This is a genomic window from Ruegeria sp. HKCCD7221, from assembly GCF_013031225.1.
In the GTDB taxonomy this organism is placed as follows: domain Bacteria; phylum Pseudomonadota; class Alphaproteobacteria; order Rhodobacterales; family Rhodobacteraceae; genus Ruegeria.
Genome location: NZ_WPZE01000002.1, coordinates 379,731 through 404,481, shown reverse-complemented (window position 1 = coordinate 404,481; position 24,751 = coordinate 379,731). Strand labels below are relative to the sequence as shown.

The following is a 24,751-nucleotide window of genomic DNA, read 5'->3' as shown; positions in this document are numbered from 1 at the left end:
GAATAGACGCTTGGCCTGGTTCAGAGTTATTTTTGTTATTCTTTGTGTGTCTCTTATGCCTGTTCAGGCGATTGCCAACATCGGGACGGTTATCGGAGTTAAACAAGGCGCCAAGATCACACGCGCCGGAAATTCGCAGCCATTGGAATCGGGAATGGAAGTCGTCTCGGGCGACGCGATATCCACTGATGGCAATGGACTGGTCCAGTTGGTTTTTGTCGATGAGACAAAGATCGCGATTGGCCCGAATGCCAGTATGGTTCTGGACGTGACGATGTTGCGCGGCAACCGCAAAGCCAAGTCATTTGCGGTACAGGCACTCGGCGGCAGCTTTCGGTTTATCTCGGGCAAAAGCAAGAAACGAGCCTATTCGATCCGAACGCCGACCGCGACGATGGCAGTTCGCGGCACGACGTTTGACATGTGGGTCGTCCCCGGCAGCCAAAGCGCCATGCTGGTGCTGGAAGGAAATGTTCAAATGTGCAGCCTCAGCGGAAGCTGTCGCGCAACCGGACGGCAGTGCAGCCTGTTCGCCACGAGCGAAAGCGGAAGTGTCGGTCGCCCTGTGGATCAAGCACATTATGAGTTGGCTTTGAGCAATGGATTTCCCTTCATTCAGTCTCAGGAAAACTTGCTCAGCCCGTTGCAGATCGACATTGGTGGTTGCGCGGGAGAGCTTGCGCCGGTCCCGGTCCTGAAGTCTGATGCTCAGTTTCAAACGCCTGGAAGACCGCGCAGGGCAGCATTCCGCGAAACGCCTCGCAATGCCCCCCCTGCCCCAGAGCCCCGGTCGCCAGAGCCACCTGCGCCGGAGCCACCTGCATCAGAACCACCAGCACCAGAGCCACCCACGCCGGAACCGCCTGCGCCAGAACCACCGGCACCGGAACCTCCGGCACCTGAGCCAGAAACCAAGACAAACCGGTCCGGCCATGGGGATGGCAGCAATCCCGGAGGGCAAACCAGAAATTCACGCGGCTTTGGCAATCCCGGAAAGGGCAAAGGTCCGGGGCACGGAAAGGGCAAAGGTAAAGGCAATCAAGCAGCGCGTTAACAAGGGCATAGCCCGCTGACTTCGGAGGTTAACGTGACCGTGAAGCCCAAAGAAAGAACACCTCGCCGGCGTGGTTTTCGGTTGGTGGGTCTGGGTCTGATCCTGATCGGATGTTTCATCAGGGTCATGGATCCTTATCCCGTGCGGATGACGCGGCTGGTTTACTTTGACATTCTTCAGCGCGCCATGCCCAGAGAGTACAACCCTGATCTGCCTGTTCGGGTTCTGGACATTGACGAAAAGTCTCTTGCGAATTGGGGCCAGTGGCCTTGGCCCAGAACCTTATTGGCCCAGATGGTAGAAAACCTGGGCGAATATGGTGCCGCAGCCATTGCGTTCGATATGCTCTTTGCCGAACCAGACAGGTATTCTCCGGTTCGGTTGCTGAATGATCCAGCGCTCGCAGGTGTGGTGACGGTCGAAGATCACGCGCAAAAGATGGACTATGATGTGCTGTTCGGAATGGAGGTCGCCAATTGGCCCGTAGTCATGGGCACGGCTGCAAGGCTGTCTGACGAAGGCAATCAGGTCAGTCCGACGGCAGGGATTATTGAAATTGGGGAAAATCCGACCGCTGGCTTGATCTCGGTTCCTTATTGGACCCCGATCGCCGCCCCTCTTGATCGCAGCACCGCCGGGATCGGCGGCGTCAACGTCTCACCTCTGGGGGGCACTGGAATTGTACGACGGGTTCCAGTTCTGTGGGGCGGCCCGAGCGGCCCCATGCCCGGCCTGGGGATCGAAGCCCTAAGGGTTGCCATCGGCGCGCCTTTTATCCTTGCCGAAGGTGCATCCGACGAAGAAGGCATCATGCTTGCTGTCGAACTGGGGGATTTTCGCCTGCCCACGACCGAAAACGGCGAGGTTTGGATCAGGTACAGACATGACCAGCCAGAGCTGTACCTCTCTGCCGACGATGTGATGCAGACCCCGGATGACCCGGATCTGAGGGCTGAAATCGAGGGCCGTATTATTCTGATCGGAACCTCCGCGGCCGGCCTGTTCGACATGCATCTGACGTCATTGGGGGAATCCGTTCCCGGCGTGTCGATCCACGCCCAGATGCTGGAACAGATCATTACGGGCGAGATGCTCAGCCGGTCTGACGTGACCGCCGCGCTCGAGCTTTTGTCCTTTGTCCTGCTTGGCCTGATTGTGATCGCGGTCATGTCCAGCTTTGGCGCGGTCGCCTCATTCGTCGCCGGCGGTGCGGCGGCGGGTGTTGTTCTGGGCACCAGTTGGCTGGCCTTTCAGAACCAGCTTGTCCTGTTCGATGTGACATTTCCCTTGATGGGCGGAATGGCGAATTTTGGGATGCTTGCCGGCTATTTGTTCGTTTCGACCGAGCGGGAGAAAAGGGAAATCCGGCAGGTCTTTTCCCACTACGTCGCCCCCGAGATTCTGGACGAGATGGAAGTATCCGGTCACAGTCTGCAACTGGGCGGTGAAACGCAGGAAATTACCGTCATGTTTTCGGACATCCGGGGATTCACGCCTTTGTCGGAATCCGTGTCAGCCACCGATCTTGTCGCGTTGTTGAACGAGCTGTTCTCGCAAGTGGGCGATCAGATTCTGAAGGAACGAGGGACAATCGACAAATTCATCGGTGACGCGGTGATGGCGTTCTGGAATGCGCCCCTGCCCGTTGAAGATCATCCTTGCAGGGCAGCGTATGCTGCCTTGTTGATGCGCAAAGCACTGACAGAATTCAATGCATCGGACGTTATGCGAGGCAGACCTCCGATTGCCTTGGCAACGGGCTGCGCCACGGGGCAGGCCTGTGTGGGTAATATCGGGTCGCGCAGCCGGTTCAACTACACCGTTATTGGGGATGTTGTTAACGTCGCGGCGCGGATCGAACATAGTTGTCGCCATGTCGAATACGATATCTTGGTCTCAAGCTCGGTGCACCGCCTTGCCCGGCAGGATCTGGCGATGCTTGAGGCCGGGTTTGTCGATCTCAAGGGTAAATCCGATCTCGAAGCCGTGTACGCATTGGTTGGCGACAAAACAGTGCTCGACAGTCCGAAATTTAGAAAACTGTCAACGGCACACGGTGATCTGGTGGCTGCCATGCGGGACCGCCAATCCCACGTGCAGATCGAAAAGATGTGCCAGCGTTGCGCCATGATGGCTAAGGAAATCGAACCCGGCCTTCAACGCTTTTATCTCTCACTGCCCGGGCGGGCTGCGGATTTTCGGTCGGACGTCCAATCAAGCCAAGTGGTGTTCAGCCATCATGGTCGGGAAAGGCAGCCATCCGCATAGCGTTCATTCGGTCGCCCGTTCGGTACACTTGCATGTTCCCAGAGTTAGTTCTGCTCAACCTGAACCAAGGTGTTTTCAATAAGAAACTGCGCTGCGGGCTCCAGTTGTTCTGTCGACAAGATCGAACGAAGCTCCGGGTTCAATATGTCCGTTTCCCAAGACTTCGCTGCAAGGGCAATCCACACGGCAAGCGATGAATTCTGCTGCAACTCGCGTTTGAAAATGTCCAACATCTGCGTCTGAAACTCTGATCGGGCTGTACCGGCATCGGTCAATGCTCGGACCAAATCGCGTTTCATGTCCTGGGACAGGCTCTGCTGTTTCAGGGATGCCTCAATCGCCGTAATCGCGGCAGCACCATCAACCTCTATTCCCGCAAGCGCCCAGTCATAAAGGTTCGTGTCGCCAGAGGCCAACGCCTGCTGATAGCGTGTTCTGACGGCGGCTTTGGCCGCGGGGTCTGACTGAAGTCCCAATAGTCGGATCACAGCAGGCGCGTAGGCCAGCCGATTCACGGACCGCAATTCCTGCAGCAACGCGGCGGAAGATCCCTGATCGCGCAATTGCCGGACCATTGCATAGGGCGCACGGTGAAGCTCGATCAAAGCCGCGTTTCGCAGCAACGCATCCTCATGCCCAAGATACGAGCCAAAGAAGGCGACGCGCGATGGGTCGTCGGTTTTTCCAAAAGCCCAGGACGCGCCTTGATGGCGTATCGCCTCCACGAAATTCGCACGCTCTGGCGTCATCAAGAAGCCTTTGCTCCATCCCATAGACAGGCTACGTCCAGCCTTGTCCGGATATCCTGCACCGTAAATCATCAACACGCGTCTGCCGGGATCGGTGCGAAACGCGGATCGGGTCACGCTGTCGACCAGAAAGGGAATTTCCGGCAATGCGGAAAGCTGTTCTGCCGTGCCCTTCAGAATTGACATGGGTGAATAACTAAACGGGTTGTCCAAAGCCGGTGCAGCCAGAACGATAACGCGGGCGGACAATATACGATCTGCCAACGAGTATTCCGGCAGCGTTATGCAAACCGGGCATGCGGCCGACGGGCGCGGCCCGGCCAGGCTGCCTGCCAGAAATACCAAAGCCACCACTGTGACCAGCACTGAGCGCACCAAAAACCCTTTCGTTCTAAAGGCATTTGGGGGCAAGCGTACCTGAACGCCGCAAATTTTGCGAATGGACTCAGGCCATCAGAGGGTATTTCCCGACCCTAGACCGTCACATAAGGTCATTTTCAACGTCTTCAGCCGAGATACCCAACGAATCTAAACCATTCTCAAGATGGTCTGACAGGTGCGGCGTTCCGATCAGGTAATCCGCGCAGGGTGTTGATGCCTCGGCCTTGGCGGTTGCGATGGCCTCGGCCAGATCTTCGGCGAAAAAGCTTTCGCGCCCGATCCACATGACGGCAACCAGTTCGGCCTGTTCATCCTCGCTCATCCGGTCGATGAAAGCGCGCAATTCGCCCTCGGCCCGGTCCAGTTCGCGCCCCATCATGGCGACCTGAGCGACTTTTCTTGCCGAGATTTCCAACATGGCCCAACTCCTTCGTGTTCGCGGTTTCCAACCTACCACAAACACGCTGCCGGGGCCTGAGTCTTTGATCTTACGCAAACAACCCGGGCTTATGGCTCGCGGACCCGCGAGACTGCATGATCCGGGACAGGGGCAGAGCGAAACGGACGAAACCTGGCCTTTTTCAACTTCAGTTTCAGCGCCTGCCACAGGATCAGGGCAAAAGCGCGCCGCGCGCCGAACGGTCTACGTATCAACGACCAAAGGATCGTCCGGTCCGTCAGCGCAGAACGCGGGCCGGTAAGCGTTGCAATCAACCCACCATTCTTTCGCCCGTAGTCTATCCACACGCCGACCCTGTCCGCGCGGTAGTCAAATCGGAAGGTATAAGCACCTTCGATCTTCTGGAACGGTGACACATGCATCAGCTTGTCTGCCACGATCCGGTCCGAGGGCTGAATTGGCGCAAAATTTTGGTTGTGACACAGATAGCTGTGGCGCGTGCCATAGGTATTGGTCACTTCGGCCACAACAGCATAAAGCACGTCTTCCGCGTCGAAACAGAACCAGAAACTAACGGGGTTGAACACGTGACCGAAAACGCGCGGCTGGGTCAATAACATGATCCTGTTCGGCTGCGTGACACCGAGGTCATGGAATTGCTCACGCAACCACGCGGCGCCGCGCCCTTTGCCGGGTTCTCCGCCGTGATCGCGATCCCGCCAGTTCGTCACATTTACCCCGTTGACGGTGAACAACGCGGGTGTGGGCCCGGTGTTTTCCGGGTCCAGCAGGATGTAGTCGACAGAATAGCGAAAAGCGTTTTCAATCGACCCTTTGCGGCCGTGAAACGTATGCCCTGCAATGTGATCGACCCGGTTCATGCGGCCTTTTCCATTCTGACTGTAAACCGTTCAAACGGCGGTCTTTTCCTCAAACCGTATACAGATATTCTACGAAACGAACGCCCATATGGATTATTATTTGCCGCAGAAACTGATCCATCTTGGGCAGGCCCGCGTAATGTGGTTATGTTTACCGAGATCGATACCGCGAGCTTGGATGAACCGGTGGCCGACGGGCCCCTAGCAAAAACCTGGCACGCGAAAGAACGTGTCAGGGGCAGGCCGGTGAACGAAGCAAACGGCAGTTGCAATACCAAGACCGAGTGGGTTGAACACGTCACCCGCATTCGGGATGCGCAGGATCAGGCGGCATTTGCCGAGCTGTTCCAATATTTTGCGCCACGTATCAAGGCGTTCCTGATTAAATCGGGGTCTGATGCGGCGATGGCCGAGGAATGCGCGCAAGAGGTGATGGCGACCTTGTGGCACAAGGCGCATCTGTTCGACCCCTCGCGCGCGACAGTGGCCACTTGGGTCTTCACGATCGCACGGAACAAACGCATTGACGTCCTGCGCAAGCAGCGGCGACCGGAACCCGAAGATCTGGGTTGGGGTCCCGAGGCTGAACCGGAACAACATGACGTCATTGCGTTGCAACAGGAAACCGCGCAATTGCGCGACGCATTGTCAGCGTTGCCACAGGCGCAGAGAGAACTGATCGAAAAGGCGTATTTCGGTGACCTGAGTCACCGCGAGATTGCGTCTCAGACCGGGTTGCCCCTGGGAACGATCAAATCACGTATACGGCTGGCGCTGGACCGCTTGCGCCACGCGATGAACTGAGATGATGACGATGAGCAACAAGATCAAACATCACCTGACAGATGACCTGCTGATGGCGTATGCTGCGGGCGGTTTGCCAGAAGCATTCGACCTGATGGTCGCAACGCACCTGTCCCTGTGTGACCATTGCCGCGCGCGCGCCGAGAGCTTTGAGGCCGTTGGCGGGTGCGTCCTGCAAGATCAGGACGATAGCGTTGCGCTGAGCGACGGTTCACTTGCCGCAACCATGGCGCTGATCGCCAATGGCGCGCCGATTGCCAAGCCTGCTCGACCCGCCAGTTCCGTGCTTCCCGCGCCACTACAGGATTATGTGGGCGGTGACGTGAATGACATCCAGTGGCGCGCGATTGGGATGGGCGTCAAACAAGCGATCCTGCCCACAACGCGCGAAGCCACAGCCCGGTTGCTGTTTATTCCTGCAGGGGCTGCTGTACCCGACCACAGCCACAACGGCATGGAACTGACAATGGTCCTGCAAGGGGCATTCTCGGACGAAGTCGACCACTTTGCACGCGGCGATGTCGAGATCGCGGATGAAGACCTGCACCACACGCCAACGGCGGATATCTATGAGGATTGTATTTGCCTGGCCGTGACGGATGCACCGCTGAAATTCAACAAACTGATGCCGCGCCTGTTCCAGCCCTTTCTACGCATCTGATCTGCGTCGCCGTTTTGTGTTATACTGAGACTTCGACCCTGCAATCGGAGGATGTATTCATGAAAGCACTTGCCCTGACACTTGCCTGTATCGGTTTCGCCACATCTGCCAGCGCTCAGAGCGTTGCCGACGTAAAGTTCGAGACAGGCAACTATGGCACGATGGTCAACGGAACCGTTACGGGCAACGAATATTTTGACTACCGACTGGGTGCGAAGGCCGGGCAGGAACTGTTCGCAGAGCTTCAGGTCAGCGACACCAACGGGTATGGCGTAATTTATTTTAACATCCTGCCTCCGGGCAGTGACGGTGCCGCGATCTATAACGGGTCCATCAACGGAAATACCGCACGGGTTGAACTGCCTGAGGACGGAGATTACACGATCCGCGTCTACCTCATGGGCAATGACCGAGACTCCGATAAGACGGTTGGGTACAATCTGGAACTTTCGATCCAGTAGCTTTTAAGCCTCACTTTTACCAAGCGGCACCACGTTGGCGTGATCCTCTGGCGCGAGTTCCTCGAAATCAAAATTGTCCAGACGTTGTGCGCGACGCCCGGCTTTTTCGGCACTGATCTTGATGTCCGAGATATCCTTGGCCGCCTGTCCAAAGTGACGGTCCAGATTGGCCACGCGATCGCCCAGTCGTTCGACATCCTTGTGCAGCATTCCTAGTTCCTTGCGGATCGCACCAGCCTGTTCGCGCATTCGGGCGTCTTTCAGGATCGCGCGCATGGTGTTCAGCGTCGCCATGCAGGTGGTAGGGGACACGATCCAGACGCGCGCGGCAAACCCATCGCGGACCACATCGGGAAGACGTGCGTGCAACTCGGCATAGATCGCCTCGGACGGAACGAACATCAGCGCGCCATCGGCGGTTTCACCATCCAGAATGTACTTTTCTGAAATCGCCTTGATGTGGACCTTCACAGCGGCACCAAATGCCTTCAGGCACCTTTCGACGTCGGATTTGGTTTGAGCCGCCGCCAGTGCCTCGAAATCCTCCAACGGAAATTTTGCGTCAATGACAATGGGTCCGGGCGGGTTGGGCAGATGGATAAGGCAATCCGCCCGCTTGCCATTCGACAACGTGGCCTGCAACGAATAGCTGTCAGCAGGCAGCGCCTTCGAGACGATGTCGTTTAGCTGAATCTCACCGAACATCCCGCGTCGTTGTTTGTTCGACAGAATGTCCTGCAACGACAGCACATCGCCCGACAGCTTGGTGATATTGTCCTGCGCCTTATCGATCGCCGCCAACCGTTCCTGCAATTGCGTCAGAGAGGTCGCGGTCTGTTTCGACGATCCATGCAGTGATTCTCTCATCCTCTCCTGCATCTCGGCCAGCGCGCGGGCGGATTTCATCGCGTTATCCGCCAGCCGGTCATTCATCTGCTGCTGCACCGAAGAAAGCCGCGCCTCAACCGTCTGGATCACCTGCACCTGCGCATTGGCCTGCGTGTCCGAGACATGTTGGAGTCCACCGCGCAACTGCTCCTGCCCTTGACCCAACTGCTGCACATTCTGCCCCAGATGCGCCATCTGCCGCGCCAATGGCTCGGCCATCCGTGCCGAACGGTTGGCGGCACGCAGCGACAGGAACAGCAGGAGCAGGATCAGCGCGACAATGCCACCGCTGATCAGGATCACGGGGTCATTCAACGCAATTTGTGTGCCAGAAATCTCGATCATGTCGCCTCGAACGTTCTTGTTTTATTCTTCTTACCGCGCAGCTTGCGCTGGATCAACTGCGTCCGAACAGACGTTCGATATCAGCCAGTTTCAGCTCCACATAGGTTGGCCGCCCGTGGTTGCACTGTCCGGAATGGGGCGTCGCCTCCATCTCGCGCAGCAGGGCATTCATCTCTTCGGCCCGCATCCGGCGACCCGACCGGACCGAGCCATGGCAAGCGACGCGGCTGAGGATCGCCTCTATCCGCGCCTGTACGGTTTGGCTTTCGCCCTGATCGGCCAGTTCGTCAAGGATATCCAAAATCATCGCCCGGGCGTCGACCTCACCCAATATGGCCGGCGTTTCGCGCACCGCGATGGCACCGCCGCCAAAGGGTTCCAGCGTCAGGCCAAGGCGTGACAGGTCATCGGCCACGGCCATTAGACGGGCGCAGTCGCCATCGGACAGTTCCACAATCTCAGGGATCAGCAGCGCCTGCGCAGCCACCCCATTTTCCGCCATCTGATGTTTGAGCTTTTCATAAACCAACCGCTCGTGCGCTGCGTGCTGGTCGACGATCACCATGCCGTCTGCAGTCTGGGCGATGATATAGTTCTCATGCACCTGACCGCGCGCCGCACCCAAGGGCAAATCCTGCGCTGGGGGCTCTTCTGTGGCCACGGGCGCAGGTTCCAAAATACTGCCGCTGTAGTCCTGTGACAGCTCCGCAAAACCCGGCGCTTGGGCCTGATACGCCACCTGTGGCGCGGCGGACGAGGGGCGGTCCATCTGATACACCCGCGCCGGGGTGGGTTGCGGGGGCAGCGCGGGTTCCGGCCGCATCGCACCCAGAGTCGCATTCGCTACGGTCGAGGATGCGCGATGTCCCGCCTCGGCCAGCGCGTGCCGCAGGGTCGAAACGATCAGCCCGCGCGCCACGCCGGGATCGCGGAACCGGACCTCGGATTTCGCGGGATGCACGTTCACATCAACCAGCGCCGGGTCACAGTCGATGAACAAAGCCGCTGCCGGGTGACGGTCGCGGCTAAGGAAATCGAAATACGCCGCCCGCAGCGCGCCGGTCAGCATCTTGTCGCGCACCGGGCGGCCATTGACGAACAGGTACTGCGCCACCGCCGCGCCCCGCGAATAGGTCGGCAGAGCGGCATACCCATAAAGGCGAATCCCTTCACGCGTGGCGTCGATCTGCAAGGCGTTCTCAGCAAATTCGCGCCCTATGACCCGGGCCAGACGAGCGTGCAGGGCATCAAACAGATCACCGTTCTCGCGGTCAGCGCGAAAGGTCACGCGCCCCTCACCCCCGCCCGAGACATCGCGCAGGGTGAAAGTAATCGCCGGTTCGGCCATGGCCAGACGTTTGACGACGTCCGTGATGGCCTGCGCCTCGGCCCTATCGGTGCGCATGAATTTCAGACGTGCGGGCGTGGCAAAGAACAGGTCGCGCAGTTCAACCACCGTCCCCGCACGCAGAGCGGCGGGCTTCACGGCGTCTGTCTTGCCGCCCGCAACGTGGATAGAAGCGGCCTCGGTCCCCGAAACGCGGCTGGTGATTGTCAGCCGCCCTACCGCGCCCAGTGACGGCAGCGCCTCGCCCCGGAACCCGAAAGTATGAATGTTCAGCAGGTCCGATCCGTCGATTTTGGACGTCGCATGACGAGACAGAGCCAGCGGCAGATCCTTGCCGGAAATCCCACACCCGTCATCGGTGACTCGGATTAAAGTCTTTCCTCCATCAGCAATATCAATGGCGATGCGCGTCGATCCCGCGTCGATTGCATTTTCAGCTAGTTCTTTCACGGCAGAGGCTGGCCGCTCGACCACCTCACCCGCCGCGATGCGATTGATCGCAGCATCGTCGAGCTGTCGAATTACGGGTCGAGCTTCGCTGATATTGGGGTTTGCCTGCGCCATACCCCTAGACCTAGCACAGTCACAGACGATTCTGCTACAGGTTTGGGGACTGGATTTTAGGGGGGCGAGGGGGCGTTCGAACAATCGCGCCGTGTCACAGAGAGGCGGCGAACATCGCCGCGATTGTCCGAACGAACCATTGTGAGTGGTGGACGTCCTTTAGCAATGATTGGTTCGTAGCACGATGAAACGCATGTGACTCTTAAACTCTGGTCGGGGTCATTTGGTGGGCGGAGATCAGCCGAAAGACCGCATCCTCACATAGCAAGATCACGCCTAGTCAAGTCGTACCGGGCGCGCCAGTCCGCGTTCGACAAGGGCCCCAAATTGCAGCGCAAGCAAGGATCAAACCCGAAACCGTTGCGATCATTCCCGCCGCGCTGACAGCATCTACAGCGCCCAACCACAACGGCCCGTACCCCGCCAGCACATAACCCGCGACAGCCGAAACAATCGCGAAAACGATACTCCAAGCGATCTGAGTTTCCAATCGGTTGGTCATCATGCGCGCCGCCGCCGGCGGGCATATAAACATCGCGATCACGATGATCGAACCCACGGCATCAAACGCCGCAACGGCCGCAATCGCCGCAACGATCACCAGAGCCATGCCAAGCGCTCCGGTCCTGATTCCGATCGTTCGGGCAAACCCTTCGTCGAAGGTAGAGATCTTGAGCGGTCTCCAGAACAGCCAAGTGAACAAGCAAACACCGGCCAATGTCAGCGCGATACGGGGCAATTCGGGCGGCAGCCCCGCCAGCGCCTGAACATCCCACACAGACGCCCATCCCACCGCGTCCAACCAGATCAAACTTTCAAGGTTCCCGTACAATGCATGTTCGACATCCAGATGAACGGTCGACGTGTCAGTTTGCTCCAGCAACAGCACTCCGGCTGCAAACATTGTGGTAAAAACGACCCCCATTGCGGCACCGGATTCAATCTGACCCAGCCTGCGGATGGCCTCGATCATGATAACCGCCACCACCGCGGCACCTGCGGCACCCAGCATCATGGGCCAGGTCGAAATCGCTCCGGTCAGCAGAAAGGCCACAACGATACCGGGTAGAACAACGTGGCTGATTGCATCGCCGATCAGAGCCTGCTTACGCAGCACCAGAAAATTGCCTGGCAAAGCGCAGGCGATGGCCGCAAAAGTTCCGATCAGCAATGGCGTGAGGGACAGGGGGACGAATTCTTCTCCGCTCATGGGGTCACTCCCTGCGGGTCGCCGATCTTACGGTCAATTTCGGTGATCTGATCTGGGGTCAGGACAGTTTCAATGTCACGCAAACCGTCATACAGGGCAGCCGTGGCCTCGTGCGCCTGATCCGCCCGGACGATCTCCCACCGTTTTTCGTCGCGCAGCGCCTTTGCAGCGCGTGCCCTGCCCGCCTCGGTCGCAACCCCATCGGCCCGGACCAGCCCCGCGTTGCGCAACAGGCGAAGCGTTAACGGCTCGTAGATTTTTTGCCCCTGCGCCAGCGCCAAAAGCCCTTGTCGAATATGGACCCTGCGTTGGAATCTGAGATGCCGCAAGACAGCCGCCAGTACCCCCCGCACCGGCGCAAGCAATAAGGACACTGCAAACAGGGCAAAGCTGACCAGAACAATGATCGGACCGGTTGGCAGATTGGGAGCCGAGGCCGACAGTGCCGCCCCCAGATATCCCGAAAGCCCTCCGGTCAGACCGGCCAGCAGCACCACACGTTCCGACCGCTCGGTCCAGAAACGCGCGGCAACAGGCGGAATGATCAGCAACGCAACGATCAGGATCAACCCGACGATTTTCAACCCCACAACCGTCACGGCCATGACCAGCCCCATCATTGCCAGGTCAATGCGATGCACAACATGCCCGCGGGCCGCCGCATATTCGGCGTCAAACGCCACCAGAGTCATGGGGCGGCGAATGATCATAACCAAAGCCAGCGTTGCCGCGCCACCAACCGCGATAATCATGGCGTCAGCCCACAACATGCCCGCCGTAGAGCCCAGCAAGAACCCTTCCAGCCCGGCCTGGCGGCCCATACCCATCGTCTGAATCACCGTTAGCAGGACGATACCAAACCCAAAGAACACGGACAGAACTGCACCGATCGCTGCGTCCTCGGCCAGCCTTGTGTGCCGGGTCAACCAGTTCATGCACAGAAGGCCCACCCAAGCGGAAAGGGCTGACCCAACCAGCAGACCGATCAGATTGCGACCATCGCCCCCAAGCGCGACCAGAACCATGAACGCCAGACACACGCCCGGCAGAGTCGCATGGCTGATCGCGTCACTGACAAGCGCACGTTTTCTCAGGAATAGAAACGTTCCGGTGACGCCAGCCGAAATACCCAGCAAAGTCGCGCCGATGGCGACCAGCGTGGCGTTATAGCCAAGCTGCAGGGTCAGGGCATCCCAAAGCATGTCTACCCCAGCGCGCGCGAAATCTGGTCGATCTGAGCGGTAGCAAGGCGGCCTCCATACGCAGATTGGAGCGTTTCGGCGGTGAATGCCTCGGACACCGGTCCTTCGGCGACTTTGCGCGTGTTGATCAGGAAGACGTGGTCAAAATAATCCGTGATGGTCGCCAGATCATGATGCACGGCGACAACAGTCTTACCGGCTGTTTTCAGCTCCTTCAACACCGCTATGATCGCCTTTTCTGTGGCCGCATCAACGCCCGCGAACGGCTCGTCCAGCAGGTAAAGCTCTGCGTCCTGAGCCAAGGCGCGTGCCAGAAAGACGCGCTGTTGCTGGCCGCCCGACAACTGACCGATCTGACGATCGGCAAAGTCGCGCATTCCCACCCGGTGCAGACAGTCCATCGCCCGCGATATGTGACGAAACCGCACCCGACCAAGCAGCCCCAACTGACCGGACAGCCCCATCAGCACCACGTCGATCACACGGGCTGGAAAATCCCAATCGACACTCGCCCGCTGTGGGACATAGGCGATCCGTTCGCGCTGTTTGTCCAGCGGCTTGCCAAACACCGTCACCTGACCGGACAAGGGCGAGACAATGCCCAAAGCCGCCTTAAGCAGGGTGGACTTGCCCGCGCCGTTGGGCCCGATGATCGCAGTCATCGCGCCCGGCTGAACCGTCATATCCACAGAAAAAACCGCAGGTTTCTGGCCGTATGAGACTGTCAGACCCCGGATCGCCAACGGGCTATCATCAAGACAGTCCTCCGATATCGAAACACCCTGATCAGCGGCCAGTTCCAGCATCACTCAAAACCCCGCAGACAGCTTTCCGTTCATGCCACGGTCAGGCACATCCGCACCCAGCGCCCCGGCAATCACGGTGATATTGTGATCCAGCATCCCAACATAGGTGCCTTCATAAGTTCCCGGCTCGCCCATGGCGTCCGAGTAAAGTTCGCCGCCAACGCCAACCTCATGACCCCGTGCGGCAGCACCTTCAATCAGGGCGCGCATTGACCTGTCAGAGACCGAGCTTTCGACGAATACCGCCCCAAGCTGTTGATCCACCAGCGTATCGACCAGTTCACCAATCCGGTTCAGACCGGCCTCGGACTGGGTCGAGATCCCCTGAATGCCCATCACCTCGTAGCCATATTCAGCCCCGAAATAGCCAAACGCATCATGCGCTGTGACCAACACGCGGTTGTTTTCGGGGACAGAGGCAAGGGCCTCAGCAGCATATGCTTCCAACTGTTCAATCTCAGCCAGATGCACCTGTGCGTTACTTGCAAAGAGGTCAGCGGCCTCGGGGCGCGCCTCGGTCAGGGCTGCTTGCACCTCGACCACCACGTCGCGCCAAAGGGCCGGGCTCATCCAGACATGCGGGTCGAACTTGTCGGCGTAGTCGTCATGCGCCCGCAGTTTAGAGGTATCTACCCCTTCGGCCACCGCCACGACGGGGCGTTTGCGGCCCAGATCATGAAAAAAGTCCTGCATCTGCGCCTCAAGATACAGCCCGTGCCACAGAATGAGGTCAGCGCGGGTCATGGCAACGATATCGCTGCGGGTCTGACGATAGGCGTGCGGGTCCACGCCCGGACCCATCAGGCCTTTGACGTCGACCTCATCACCGCCAATCTGACGAACGGCGTCTGCAATCATACCCGTGGTTGCCACCACCTTCAGCGGTGCCTCGGCCCATGCCGTAACGGGCAGTGCAGCGACAAATGCCAGCGCTGCAATAAAGGTACGACGAATCATAGTGTGACCCCGGTTTTCTATCCCCTTGAGTCTGAATATGCGAACCATTCGCAACTAAGTCAACGCTATTGCGAATTATTCGCAAGAAAGGTGGTGGATTTTGTCCATTTGGTCAAAAAAAACACCCAGGCGGCCGCCACGCCTTCCATTTAGGCGCAACCCGTGCGATTTTGGCGCAAACTTCCCAAAGGATGTGAAGATGGATACGCAGAGCTCAGACAGCCCCGTGCGCACCGCGCATCTGCCGCAAGTGACCGAACCCCGGAACCCTGGAATGGATCTGGACCTTGAATGGGTTCGGGGGGTTCAGGCCAACACCTCGGCAATCGAACGCCGCGCCGCGACCCTACCGGGCCGACGGTCGGTGAAAAAAGACCATCAGGCCGCGTGGCTGTTGAAGGCAATCACGATGATCGACCTGACGACGCTGTCCGGTGACGACACTGTGGGGCGAGTGCGCCGCCTGTGCGCGAAAGCCCGTCAACCGGTCGCACCCGCGCTGCTGCGGGCGATGGATATGCCTGCGATCACCACCGGGGCCGTCTGCGTCTATCATGATATGGTCGAAACCGCTGTTGATGCGCTGAAAGGCACTGGCATCCCAGTCGCCGCTGTCTCAACCGGGTTTCCAGCAGGACTGTCACCGTTCCACCTGCGCGTGGCTGAGATCGAAGAAAGCGTCAAAGCAGGGGCGGAAGAGATCGACATTGTCATCTCTCGCCGCCACGTTCTGTCAGGCGACTGGCAAGCTTTGTATGATGAGATGAAGGCATTCCGAACCGCCTGTGGTGATGCCCACGTCAAAGCCATTCTGGCGACCGGAGAATTGGGCAGCCTGCGCAATGTCGCGCGCGCTTCGGTCGTGTGCATGATGGCGGGGGCGGATTTCATCAAGACGTCGACCGGCAAGGAAAGCGTCAACGCCACGTTGCCCGTCACCCTAGTGATGATCCGCGCGATCCGCGACTACTATGACCGCACCGGGTATCGGGTTGGCTATAAGCCTGCAGGCGGGATTTCCAAGGCAAAAGACGCTCTGGTCTACCTGTCACTGATCAAGGATGAGTTGGGCGACCGCTGGCTGGAGCCGGACCTGTTCCGCTTTGGCGCGTCATCGCTGCTTGGCGATATTGAACGACAGTTGGAACACTATGTCACCGGGGCATACTCTGCCGGCTACCGTCACTCCATGGGCTGAGGAAAGAACAATGACAGTCAAAGAAATCTTCGAGACCATGGACTACGGACCCGCCCCCGAAAGCGCTGCCGAGGCTTTGGCATGGCTGGTCGATCAGGGTGGCAAGTTCGGCCACTATATTGACGGTGCCTTCACCAAGCCGGGCAAAGGCTTCGAAAGCCGCAACCCGGCGACCGGAAAGGTTCTGGCCAAGCTGACCCAAGCCAAGCAGGGCGACGTGGACGCCGCCGTTTCCGCCGCCCGCAAAGCCCAGCCCAAGTGGGAGAAACTGGGCGGTGCTGGCCGTGCGCGATACCTCTATGCCATTGCGCGGATATTGCAGAAACATTCGCGCCTGTTCGCGGTTCTGGAAAGCCTTGATAACGGCAAACCGATCCGGGAATCGCGCGACATCGACATCCCTCTGGTCCAGCGGCATTTCTACTATCACGCAGGCATGGCGCAGTTGATGGAAAGCGAGTTGCCCGACGCGCAGGCGTTGGGTGTGTGCGGTCAAATCATTCCGTGGAACTTCCCCCTGTTGATGCTGGCATGGAAAGTGGCCCCCGCTTTGGCAATGGGAAACACGGTGGTTCTGAAACCCGCCGAATACACCTCGCTTACCGCGCTGCTATTTGCCGATATCTGTTCGCAAGCCGGGCTGCCTAAGGGCGTGGTCAATATCGTCACCGGCGATGGCGAGGTGGGCGAGATGATCGTGGCCTCGGATGTGGACAAGATCGCCTTCACCGGCTCAACGGTTGTGGGGCGGCGCATCCGCGAAGCGACGGCAGGCTCGGGCAAAGAACTGACGTTAGAGCTGGGCGGCAAGTCCGCCTATATCGTCTTCGACGATGCGGATATTGATTCAGCTATCGAAGGGCTGGTTGATGCGATCTGGTTCAATCAGGGTCAGGTCTGCTGTGCAGGTTCGCGCCTGTTGGTGCAGGAGGGAATCGCTGATCGTTTTCATACCAAACTGCGCGCGCGGATGGACAACCTGCGCATTGGCGACCCGCTGGACAAATGTATAGACGTCGGCGCAGTTGTGGACCCGGTTCAGTTGCAGACCATCAAGGGTATGGTCGAAAGCAACACCGCAGGTGACCTCTACCAAGCCAATTGCGCGTTGCCCGATAATGGCTGCTACTATCCTCCGACCCTGATTTCGGGGTTGGAAACCTCGGACCCACTGATGCAGGAAGAGATTTTTGGCCCTGTTCTGGTGTCGTCCACCTTCCGCACCCCGTCCGAGGCGGTCGAGCTGGCCAACAACACGCGCTACGGACTGGCAGCGACTGTCTGGACCGAGAATGTGAACCTCGCGCTGGAAATTGCGCAGAAACTGGTTGCCGGGGTTGTCTGGGTGAATGCGACAAACCTGTTCGACGCCGCCGCCGGGTTTGGCGGCGTGCGTGAAAGCGGGTTCGGGCGCGAAGGCGGCTGGGAAGGTCTGACCGCCTATACCAAGCCCAAGGGCAAGTCCAATGCGCTGACAAAGCTTGACGCCACCACCGGCGAGGGTGCGCCAGTTGATCCAATCGACCGCACCGCAAAAATGTATGTCGGCGGCAAGCAGGCGCGACCCGATGGCGGCTATTCCAAACACGTTTGGGGTAAATCGGGCCTGTTGGGGCATGTGGGTCTGGCGAACCGCAAGGACGTACGTAACGCGGTCGAGGCTGCGGCAGGCGCAAAAGGTTGGTCCAAGACTACCGGCCATCTGCGGGCGCAGATTCTGTATTACATTGGCGAAAACCTCTCGGCCCGCGCAGGTGAATTCGCCGCGCGGATCGACGCCATGACCGGCGGCAAAACCGGCGCGGCCGAGGTTGAGGCCTCGATCCAACGCCTGTTCACCGCCGCCGCATGGGCAGACAAGTATGACGGTCAGGTGCATGGCGTCCCGATCCGGGGTGTCGCGATTGCGATGAAAGAACCCGTGGGCGTGATCGGCGCGCTTTGTGCGGATGAGGCACCTCTGCTGGGTCTGGTGTCAGCCATGGCCCCGGCGATCGCGATGGGCAACCGAGTGGTGCTGGCCGCGTCCGAGCCCTTTCCGCTGGCCGCAACGGATTTCTACCAGATCCTTGAAACCTCGGACGTGCCCGCAGGCGTGGTCAACATCCTGACCGGAAGCCATGCGGAACTGGCAAAACCGCTGGCCTCGCATCTGAACGTGGATGCGGTCTGGTCGTTCTCGTCCACCGACCTGTCGAAACAGATTGAGGTTGTATCTGCCGGGAACCTCAAGCGGACATGGGTCAACAACGCCAAGGCAACCGATTGGAACGTGGATCACACGCGCCAATTCCTGCAGGCGGCGACCGAGGTCAAGAACATCTGGGTCCCCTACGGCGAATAGGACGGCGCGGACCGGCCTGCCTGCTTTAAACGGGCGAAAGGTCGCTCATGCGTGAACATGTTGTGACGCGGGTCACATACAAGTTCACAGCCCCACCCCAGTTTAAGGCCCATTCAATCCCAGAATGGGCCTTTTTCATGCTGAATTTTCCAATAGATTTCCCAACGTCCCTTCAACTGGTCACAATGGTGGGCGTGTTCGGGGCGGGGCTTTATATCCTGAACTACTTTCTGCTGCAGATCGGCATCGTCCGGGGCAATGGGGCCCTTTACCCCTTACTGGTCATCATCGCAGCGGGCTGCGTTTTGATCAGCATGGCCGAAGAATTCAATCTGGCCGGGGCGATCATCCAGATGTCTTACATCGCAATCTCTGTGATCGGGTTGTTGCGCGGATACCTCTCGCGCCATTTGGTGCGCTTCTCCGAGGCCGAACGGCAATTCATCTCGCAACACCTGCACTCGCTCAAGCCCCATCAGGCACGCAGATTGTTGAACACGGCTGTGATACAGACTTTCGATACCGGGGATATCCTGATCGAAGAAGGTGAGACGACCGACTTTCTGGGTTTCGTCCTAAAAGGGCGCACAACGGTTCTGAAAGACGGGCAGGTGATCAATCAATGCGGTGCAGATGAGATTTTAGGGGAACTGACCTTCAGCCTTGGCCTGCCCGCGACGGCCACGGTGATCGCCACGGAACCCACAACCTGCTTGGTGTTCGACGACCGCCGCCTGTCCCGGCTGCTGCGGCGAAACCGGCATATCGACGACGCATTGAAAGCCGCGCATTTCAGACATGCGCGACAAAAGCTGTTGAACAGCAACAAACACACATTACAGGCCCAGAAACGGCCCACAGCGGCCTGAACTTTAGCCGTCCAGATCTTCGGGTTTGCCGACGACCGTGAAATGTAGACCCTCGGGATCCAGCAGTTCTGACGCGACGCGGTTCACGTCTTCCAGTGTCACCGCGTTCACCTTGTCGTTGCGGGTCGAGATATAGTCGATCGGCAGGTCATCCATCTGCATCCCGACCATGATGCTGGCAATCTGACCGTTCCCATCAAACCGCAGCGGATACGCGCCCGTCAGATAGGTTTTGGCATCATCCAATTCTTTCTGTGTGACGCCCTCTGATGCTGCGCGCGCCCATTCGTTTCGGATCACGTCAACCGCCTCGGCGATGCGGTCGTTTGAGGACGACACCGACCCCAGATAGACCGAGGCCAGATCCTTGGGGACAAGATAGGTTGCCACGCCATAGGTCAGTCCACGCTTTTCACGCACTTCCTGCATCAGGCGGCTTTCAAATCCGCCGCCGCCAAGAATGTGGTTCAGAACAAACGCCGCAAAGAAATCGGGGTCATCACGATCAATGCCCGCATGTCCGAACAGAGCGACCGACTGAGGGGTGTCGAATTCGACAATACTGATCCCGCCGGGAATGGTCACTTCGGCACGGTCTGGAATGGGTTTCCCCGTTTCGGGTAGATCGGCAAGCAGTTTGTCCAGCAACGTACCCAACTCGTCGGCAGTAATGTCGCCAACCGCGCCTACGTATAGCCGATCTTTCGCGAACACGTTCTCAAAGGCCGAAACTACGTCGTCCCGGGTCAGGGCCGTCACGCTGTCTATGGTGCCTTTCCCCTCGGACCCATAAGGGTGGTCCCCGTAGGCCATGCGCGCAAAATTGCGCCCGGCGATATCATTTGGGTCTGTCTGGTCCGAGCGCAGGCCCGACAGGACCTGCCCCCTGACACGGTCAACGGCATCCTGATCGAACCGGGGTTCGTGGAGCGTGGTGTGCAGCAGATCAATCACGTCATCCCGGTTTTCGGTCAGAAACTGCGCCGAGACCGAAACCGTATCATCGCTCGCATTATAGCTGAACGACGCTGCCAGCGATTCCAATTCGCGCGCATAGGTGCGGGCGTCCATATCCCCGGCCCCTTCTTCTATCAGGCCGCTCATCAGATATGTGGCCCCGCGCTTGTCGGGATCATCCAAAGACGTACCCCCGCGAAAGCGCAGTTCCAGCGCGGTGAAGGGGATCGAGTGATCTTCGACAAGCCATGCCGTGATCCCACCGGGCGAGGTGACCTCCTGAATGTCGATCTCGGCCCATGCGGGCAACGCGATGACAAATGCGATCAGGGTTGCGAAAATCCGTTTCATTGCGTCACCTCGTCGTCACGCATCAGCCACCCGGTCACAGAGGATTCCGGCTGCAAGACCTCACGGGCGGCTGCGATAATCTCGTCGCCGGTCACAGCCTGAAGGATATCGGGCCACGCCTGAACATCCTCGACCGTCAGCCCGCTGGTCAGGGCACGGCCATACCGATTCCCGATGCCGTCCACGTTGTCACGCGCATAAGTTTGCGAAGCGCGGAGCTGCATCTTGATCCGTTCCAGATCCTCTTGGTTCACACCTTCGGCAATAAAGTCGGCTACGGCCTGATCCATTGCATCTTCGGCCTCTTGCAAGGAAACGCCCTGCGCCGGTACGACCAAAAGATCAAAGGTTGTGTCGTCCAGGGACACCCCACGGTAGAATGCGGCCGTGTAAATGGCCTTTTGCTCCTCGAACTGCAGCTTTTCATTCAGGTAAGACGTGTTTCCGCCGCCCAGCAATTCAGCCAGCAAGAACAGCGCCGCCGCTTTTTCCTGCGCGCCGGGGTCACGCTCGGGCGCAAGATAACTGCGCTGAACATAGGGCTGAGACACGCGCGGATCCTTGTAGGTCAAGCGACGTTCAGCGGTTTGCGGCGGTTCCTGAGACCGCACCCGTTCGGGTAGGTCGGGGTTGGCAGGGATGACGCCGTAATACTGATCCGCCAGTTCCTTGACCGCGTCGGGCTGCACATCGCCGGTGACCACAAGAATCGCGTTATTTGGCGCGTAATGGGTCCGGTAGAAAGACAGCGCATCTTCCATGTCTAGCGTTTCCATCTCGTGCCGCCAGCCGATGATCGGAACGCCATAGCGATGGTTCAGGTATTGCGCGGCGTTCATCTGTTCGCCAAACAGGGCGCGCGGGTTGTTTTCGGTGCGCTGGTTGCGTTCTTCAAGGATCACATCACGCTCGGTGCGGATGTCCTCGTCGGACAGGCGGATGTTGCGCATACGGTCCGCTTCCATCTGCATCATCAATTCCAGCCTATCGGCTGCAACGCGCTGATAATAGGCGGTATAATCATAGGACGTGAACGCATTGTCATTGCCGCCGTTGGCCGCAACGGTCGCCGAAAACTCACCCGGCGCAAGCGTATCGGTCCCTTTGAACAGCAAATGCTCCAGAAAATGAGCCACGCCGGACGAGCCAATCGGCTCATCCGCTGACCCAGCGCGGTACCAGACCATATGCTGCACCACCGGGGCGCGGTGATCCTCGATCACGACGACATCCATGCCGTTGTCCAGCGTAAAGGTAGTGACCGCTTCAAGGCCATCCTCGGCAAAAACCGGTGTGGCGGCAATCAGGGCGGCCGACAATGCCAGGGCCCGAACCATGGGGCATCCTCCGTTTCGTTCTGTGATCTTCAAACTACGGTGGTGCGGCGCGGGTTCAAGGCCGATGACGAAAAGTTAAGGATTATTCATCGACCGGCGGTGCCGAGGGCGTCTCTATCCCTGCACGGCGCGCGGCTTCGTTCTGAATGTCAGCATCAAGGGCTTGGCGGCGATAGATTTGCGAGTACCGGTCGACCTTGAACAGGCGCAATCTGGTAAAGCGGCCCTGCTTTTTGCGGAACGCGGCATCTTCGCTGTCGACGACCTGACGCGTATTCGCTGGCACACCATAGCGGCTGGACGCTGTCACAAGCGCCCCATCCGACGACGGAATCGGCGTATTTGGGTTCAGCGCCGCAGCATTGCCGCCCAGCGCCACGACCGCGTCCGCATTGGGCGTCGGGTCTGTCAGATTGCCTCCGCCGGGTGTCGGTGCAGGCAGAAACTGATAATCCTTCGGCTGTGTCAGCGGTTTGACTGGCAGGACCGAGAATTCATCCGGACCCGGGCCGGGCGCTTCAAGATGGCGCAAGCCAATGTCAGAGCATCCCGCCGTAGCAACGGCCAATGTCACTGCAATAATGGAACGCGGCAACCGCATCAAAGTCTCCAGCCTGTTTGAGGGGCTTTTATCGCATTTCCCCGGGCGCGTCACGAGGCCTTTTTTCCATCAAACAACACAAGTCCGATGGCACCGGCAAAGATGAACACGTCGGCAAGGTTGAAAACAAACGGGTTGTTGATGCCGCAGCAGGACATGTTCAGAAAATCCAGCACATAGCCATACAGCACTCGGTCCAAAACATTCGCCAGCGCCCCGCCGATCAGCAGCCCGCCGCAAAACCGCATCAGTTTCGACGGTGTGGACCGCAGCAACCAGATCAGCACACCCAGCGAGATTGCCAGAGAAATCCCAATCAGCACCCAGCGCGCCGCATCCGTATCGCCCTGAAACAGGCCGAAATTGATGCCGCGATTCTCGCCGTACTTGAACACTAACAGGGGCGGCAGAACGTCAATACTGCCCTCGGCCACGCGCATGACGTGAACGACCAGATATTTACTGATCTGGTCGATCAGAAATGCCGCAAGCGCGGCCCAGAGCAGAGGACGATACCGCATCAGTGACGGAAGTGGCGCATGCCGGTAAAGACCATGGCAAGGCCCGCCTCATCCGCGGCCGCGATCACTTCATCATCGCGCATCGAGCCACCGGGCTGGATCACGCAGGTCGCGCCCGCCTCTGCCGCCTCCATCAGACCGTCAGGGAAGGGAAAGAACGCGTCCGAGGCCACGGCCGAGCCGATGGTCAGCGGTTGCGGCAGCCCCAGCACGTCGGCCATGCGCTCGGCTTTCTTGGCGGCGATCAGCGCCGAATCCACGCGGCTCATCTGGCCTGCGCCTACGCCCACGGTCGCGCCATCCTTGACGTAGACGATGGCATTGGATTTGACGTGTTTTGCCACTTTCCAAGCAAACAGAAGATCGCGCATCTGTTCATCAGACGGGGCCTTTTTGGTCACGACCTTCAAATCATCCATGCCGACAAAGCCGTTATCCTTGTCCTGCACCAGCAGACCACCAGCCACTTGCCGCACGGTCTTGCCGCCTGCGGTCACGTCAGGCAGCGCCTCGGTCGTCAGCAGGCGCAGGTTCTTTTTGGCCGCAAAGATCGCTTTGGCCTCATCCGAGGCACCAGGGGCAATTACGACCTCAGTAAAGATGCCCGTGATTTCCTGCGCGGTTTCCGCGTCCAGAGGCTGATTCAACGCCACAATTCCGCCAAAGGCGGACGTGCGGTCGCAGTCGAACGCAGCCTTATAGGCGTCGATCAGCGTGGCACCCGTCGCCACCCCGCAGGGATTGGCGTGTTTGATAATGGCACATGCAGCACCTTGGGTCGGGTCAAACTCGGCCACCAGTTCAAACGCCGCATCAGTGTCGTTGATGTTGTTATAGCTCAGTTCTTTACCCTGATGCTGCAGGGCCGTCGCCACACCGGGACGGTTGGTGCCATCGGTATAGAACGCCGCTTGCTGATGGCTGTTCTCACCATAGCGCAGGGTCTGTTTCAGCTCACCCGCAAAAGCACGACGGCGCGGAGCCTTGGCAGCCAGCGCATCGGCCATCCAGTTCGACACGGCAGTATCATAGGCCGCCGTGCGCGCATATGCCGTCTGCGCCAATGTCTGACGGAACGCATAGGATGTCTGGCCGTCATTGGCCGCCAGCTCTGCCAGCAGCGCGTCATAATCTTCGACATCAACCACAACGTTGACAAAAGCGTGGTTCTTCGAAGCGGCACGGATCATCGCGGGGCCACCAATGTCGATATTCTCGACACATTCGTCATAGCCCGCACCTTTGGCAACGGTCGCCTCGAACGGATAGAGGTTCACGACCAGCAGGTCGATCGCGCCAATGCCATGTTCGTCCATCGCCGCAACGTGGGTGTCATTGTCGCGCAGGGCCAGCAGGCCGCCATGCACCATCGGATGCAGGGTTTTCACGCGGCCATCCATCATTTCGGGAAAACCCGTCACGTCGCTGACATCCTTGACCTCAAGCCCGGCCTCCCGCAGCGCCTTGGCCGTGCCGCCGGTCGACAACAGTTCGACCCCGCGCTCGGCCAGTGCCTTACCCAAGTCTATCAATCCAGTCTTGTCGGAAACGGAAAGCAACGCGCGGCGCACGGGGTGAAGATCGGTCATGGGTC

General features: G+C 58.9%; 22 protein-coding genes. 8 read left to right on the top strand and 14 right to left on the bottom strand.

Annotation, left to right across the window (positions count from 1 at the left end; translation table 11 throughout):
- Nucleotides 1-10: 10 nt before the first annotated feature.
- Nucleotides 11-1,054, top strand: coding sequence for a FecR domain-containing protein (locus GOX73_RS07615; RefSeq protein ID WP_254429136.1), 1,044 nt, complete (start codon nucleotides 11-13; stop codon nucleotides 1,052-1,054).
- Nucleotides 1,055-1,087: 33 nt separating this feature from the next.
- Nucleotides 1,088-3,322 (top strand): CHASE2 domain-containing protein, encoded by a 2,235-nt coding sequence (locus tag GOX73_RS07610; RefSeq protein ID WP_371808575.1) that lies wholly within the window; start codon nucleotides 1,088-1,090, stop codon nucleotides 3,320-3,322.
- A gap of 44 nt (nucleotides 3,323-3,366) precedes the next feature.
- On the opposite strand, the gene GOX73_RS07605 is transcribed toward GOX73_RS07610, so the two are convergent.
- From GOX73_RS07605 to GOX73_RS07595, 3 genes are all read right to left on the bottom strand, one after another.
- The gene (locus GOX73_RS07605) at nucleotides 3,367-4,446 is read right to left on the bottom strand and encodes a hypothetical protein (protein WP_171124253.1); all 1,080 of its coding nucleotides are present in this window, start codon (nucleotides 4,444-4,446) and stop codon (nucleotides 3,367-3,369) included.
- 106 nt (nucleotides 4,447-4,552) lie between these two features.
- Entirely contained in the window at nucleotides 4,553-4,870 is a 318-nt protein-coding gene (locus tag GOX73_RS07600; protein WP_171122860.1) for a DUF3775 domain-containing protein, read from the bottom strand.
- An 89-nt stretch (nucleotides 4,871-4,959) separates the two neighbouring features.
- Entirely contained in the window at nucleotides 4,960-5,733 is a 774-nt protein-coding gene (locus GOX73_RS07595; RefSeq protein ID WP_171124251.1) for a DUF1365 domain-containing protein, read from the bottom strand.
- 147 nt (nucleotides 5,734-5,880) lie between these two features.
- Here GOX73_RS07595 and GOX73_RS07590 point away from each other — a divergent pair, with 147 nt between their 5' ends.
- Genes GOX73_RS07590 through GOX73_RS07580 form a run of 3 tightly spaced genes read left to right on the top strand, consistent with a single transcriptional unit; the run spans nucleotide 5,881 to nucleotide 7,659 of the window.
- Nucleotides 5,881-6,537 (top strand): sigma-70 family RNA polymerase sigma factor, encoded by a 657-nt coding sequence (locus GOX73_RS07590; protein ID WP_171124670.1) that lies wholly within the window; start codon nucleotides 5,881-5,883, stop codon nucleotides 6,535-6,537.
- A 10-nt stretch (nucleotides 6,538-6,547) separates the two neighbouring features.
- Nucleotides 6,548-7,198 (top strand): ChrR family anti-sigma-E factor, encoded by a 651-nt coding sequence (locus GOX73_RS07585; protein WP_171124249.1) that lies wholly within the window; start codon nucleotides 6,548-6,550, stop codon nucleotides 7,196-7,198.
- Between the two features lie 59 nt (nucleotides 7,199-7,257).
- On the top strand, nucleotides 7,258-7,659 hold the full coding sequence (locus GOX73_RS07580; RefSeq protein ID WP_171124247.1) for a hypothetical protein: 402 nt from the start codon (nucleotides 7,258-7,260) through the stop codon (nucleotides 7,657-7,659).
- A gap of 3 nt (nucleotides 7,660-7,662) precedes the next feature.
- Here GOX73_RS07580 and GOX73_RS07575 read toward each other — a convergent pair whose 3' ends face one another.
- From GOX73_RS07575 to GOX73_RS07550, 6 genes are all read right to left on the bottom strand, one after another.
- Nucleotides 7,663-8,892: a DNA recombination protein RmuC gene (locus GOX73_RS07575; RefSeq protein WP_171134843.1), complete on the bottom strand. Its 1,230-nt coding sequence runs from the start codon at nucleotides 8,890-8,892 to the stop codon at nucleotides 7,663-7,665.
- Between the two features lie 52 nt (nucleotides 8,893-8,944).
- A complete protein-coding gene (gene mutL, locus GOX73_RS07570) occupies nucleotides 8,945-10,804 on the bottom strand; it encodes a DNA mismatch repair endonuclease MutL (protein ID WP_171124242.1) in 1,860 nt (619 codons plus the stop codon).
- A 280-nt stretch (nucleotides 10,805-11,084) separates the two neighbouring features.
- Nucleotides 11,085-12,014 (bottom strand): metal ABC transporter permease, encoded by a 930-nt coding sequence (locus tag GOX73_RS07565; protein ID WP_171124240.1) that lies wholly within the window; start codon nucleotides 12,012-12,014, stop codon nucleotides 11,085-11,087.
- The gene (locus GOX73_RS07560; RefSeq protein ID WP_171124239.1) at nucleotides 12,011-13,216 is read right to left on the bottom strand and encodes a metal ABC transporter permease; all 1,206 of its coding nucleotides are present in this window, start codon (nucleotides 13,214-13,216) and stop codon (nucleotides 12,011-12,013) included. The genes GOX73_RS07565 and GOX73_RS07560 overlap by 4 nt, the downstream gene beginning before the upstream one ends.
- A 2-nt stretch (nucleotides 13,217-13,218) precedes the next feature.
- Nucleotides 13,219-14,022 carry a metal ABC transporter ATP-binding protein gene (locus GOX73_RS07555; RefSeq protein WP_171124668.1) on the bottom strand — a complete coding sequence of 268 codons (804 nt, stop codon included), beginning with the start codon at nucleotides 14,020-14,022 and terminating at the stop codon, nucleotides 13,219-13,221.
- A gap of 3 nt (nucleotides 14,023-14,025) precedes the next feature.
- Complete coding sequence (locus tag GOX73_RS07550) at nucleotides 14,026-14,979, bottom strand: metal ABC transporter solute-binding protein, Zn/Mn family (protein ID WP_171124237.1); 954 nt, start codon at nucleotides 14,977-14,979, stop codon at nucleotides 14,026-14,028.
- Between the two features lie 199 nt (nucleotides 14,980-15,178).
- Here GOX73_RS07550 and deoC point away from each other — a divergent pair, with 199 nt between their 5' ends.
- The 3 genes from deoC (at nucleotide 15,179) to GOX73_RS07535 (ending at nucleotide 19,390) form a co-directional block, all read left to right on the top strand.
- Nucleotides 15,179-16,177, top strand: coding sequence for a deoxyribose-phosphate aldolase (gene deoC, locus GOX73_RS07545; protein ID WP_171124235.1), 999 nt, complete (start codon nucleotides 15,179-15,181; stop codon nucleotides 16,175-16,177).
- Nucleotides 16,178-16,187: 10 nt separating this feature from the next.
- Nucleotides 16,188-18,521 carry an aldehyde dehydrogenase family protein gene (locus GOX73_RS07540; protein WP_171124233.1) on the top strand — a complete coding sequence of 778 codons (2,334 nt, stop codon included), beginning with the start codon at nucleotides 16,188-16,190 and terminating at the stop codon, nucleotides 18,519-18,521.
- A gap of 137 nt (nucleotides 18,522-18,658) precedes the next feature.
- The gene (locus GOX73_RS07535) at nucleotides 18,659-19,390 is read left to right on the top strand and encodes a cyclic nucleotide-binding domain-containing protein (protein ID WP_171124231.1); all 732 of its coding nucleotides are present in this window, start codon (nucleotides 18,659-18,661) and stop codon (nucleotides 19,388-19,390) included.
- Nucleotides 19,391-19,393: 3 nt separating this feature from the next.
- Here GOX73_RS07535 and GOX73_RS07530 read toward each other — a convergent pair whose 3' ends face one another.
- The 5 genes from GOX73_RS07530 to purH form a co-directional block, all read right to left on the bottom strand.
- Nucleotides 19,394-20,698: a pitrilysin family protein gene (locus GOX73_RS07530; protein WP_171124230.1), complete on the bottom strand. Its 1,305-nt coding sequence runs from the start codon at nucleotides 20,696-20,698 to the stop codon at nucleotides 19,394-19,396.
- Nucleotides 20,695-22,035, bottom strand: coding sequence for a pitrilysin family protein (locus GOX73_RS07525; protein WP_171124228.1), 1,341 nt, complete (start codon nucleotides 22,033-22,035; stop codon nucleotides 20,695-20,697). The genes GOX73_RS07530 and GOX73_RS07525 overlap by 4 nt, the downstream gene beginning before the upstream one ends.
- A gap of 82 nt (nucleotides 22,036-22,117) precedes the next feature.
- A complete protein-coding gene (locus tag GOX73_RS07520; protein ID WP_171122891.1) occupies nucleotides 22,118-22,636 on the bottom strand; it encodes a DUF3035 domain-containing protein in 519 nt (172 codons plus the stop codon).
- Between the two features lie 50 nt (nucleotides 22,637-22,686).
- Entirely contained in the window at nucleotides 22,687-23,157 is a 471-nt protein-coding gene (gene lspA, locus GOX73_RS07515; protein ID WP_171124226.1) for a signal peptidase II, read from the bottom strand.
- Nucleotides 23,157-24,746 (bottom strand): bifunctional phosphoribosylaminoimidazolecarboxamide formyltransferase/IMP cyclohydrolase, encoded by a 1,590-nt coding sequence (gene purH, locus GOX73_RS07510; protein ID WP_171124224.1) that lies wholly within the window; start codon nucleotides 24,744-24,746, stop codon nucleotides 23,157-23,159. Before purH ends, lspA begins: the two co-directional genes overlap by 1 nt.
- Between the last annotated feature and the right edge of the window lie 5 nt (nucleotides 24,747-24,751).

What these genes read in the sequence shown, in the direction of transcription:
- GOX73_RS07600 (WP_171122860.1), bottom strand. Translation starts at nt 4,870, where the DNA reads ATGTTGGAAATCTCGGCAAGAAAAGTCGCTCAGGTCGCCATGATGGGG.
- GOX73_RS07595 (WP_171124251.1), bottom strand. Translation starts at nt 5,733, where the DNA reads ATGAACCGGGTCGATCACATTGCAGGGCATACGTTTCACGGCCGCAAA.
- GOX73_RS07590 (WP_171124670.1), top strand. Translation starts at nt 5,881, where the DNA reads ATGTTTACCGAGATCGATACCGCGAGCTTGGATGAACCGGTGGCCGAC.
- GOX73_RS07585 (WP_171124249.1), top strand. Translation starts at nt 6,548, where the DNA reads ATGAGCAACAAGATCAAACATCACCTGACAGATGACCTGCTGATGGCG.
- GOX73_RS07580 (WP_171124247.1), top strand. Translation starts at nt 7,258, where the DNA reads ATGAAAGCACTTGCCCTGACACTTGCCTGTATCGGTTTCGCCACATCT.
- GOX73_RS07575 (WP_171134843.1), bottom strand. Translation starts at nt 8,892, where the DNA reads ATGATCGAGATTTCTGGCACACAAATTGCGTTGAATGACCCCGTGATC.
- mutL (WP_171124242.1), bottom strand. Translation starts at nt 10,804, where the DNA reads ATGGCGCAGGCAAACCCCAATATCAGCGAAGCTCGACCCGTAATTCGA.
- GOX73_RS07565 (WP_171124240.1), bottom strand. Translation starts at nt 12,014, where the DNA reads ATGAGCGGAGAAGAATTCGTCCCCCTGTCCCTCACGCCATTGCTGATC.
- GOX73_RS07560 (WP_171124239.1), bottom strand. Translation starts at nt 13,216, where the DNA reads ATGCTTTGGGATGCCCTGACCCTGCAGCTTGGCTATAACGCCACGCTG.
- GOX73_RS07555 (WP_171124668.1), bottom strand. Translation starts at nt 14,022, where the DNA reads ATGCTGGAACTGGCCGCTGATCAGGGTGTTTCGATATCGGAGGACTGT.
- GOX73_RS07550 (WP_171124237.1), bottom strand. Translation starts at nt 14,979, where the DNA reads ATGATTCGTCGTACCTTTATTGCAGCGCTGGCATTTGTCGCTGCACTG.
- deoC (WP_171124235.1), top strand. Translation starts at nt 15,179, where the DNA reads ATGGATACGCAGAGCTCAGACAGCCCCGTGCGCACCGCGCATCTGCCG.
- GOX73_RS07540 (WP_171124233.1), top strand. Translation starts at nt 16,188, where the DNA reads ATGACAGTCAAAGAAATCTTCGAGACCATGGACTACGGACCCGCCCCC.
- GOX73_RS07535 (WP_171124231.1), top strand. Translation starts at nt 18,659, where the DNA reads ATGCTGAATTTTCCAATAGATTTCCCAACGTCCCTTCAACTGGTCACA.
- GOX73_RS07530 (WP_171124230.1), bottom strand. Translation starts at nt 20,698, where the DNA reads ATGAAACGGATTTTCGCAACCCTGATCGCATTTGTCATCGCGTTGCCC.
- GOX73_RS07525 (WP_171124228.1), bottom strand. Translation starts at nt 22,035, where the DNA reads ATGGTTCGGGCCCTGGCATTGTCGGCCGCCCTGATTGCCGCCACACCG.
- GOX73_RS07520 (WP_171122891.1), bottom strand. Translation starts at nt 22,636, where the DNA reads ATGCGGTTGCCGCGTTCCATTATTGCAGTGACATTGGCCGTTGCTACG.
- lspA (WP_171124226.1), bottom strand. Translation starts at nt 23,157, where the DNA reads ATGCGGTATCGTCCTCTGCTCTGGGCCGCGCTTGCGGCATTTCTGATC.
- purH (WP_171124224.1), bottom strand. Translation starts at nt 24,746, where the DNA reads ATGACCGATCTTCACCCCGTGCGCCGCGCGTTGCTTTCCGTTTCCGAC.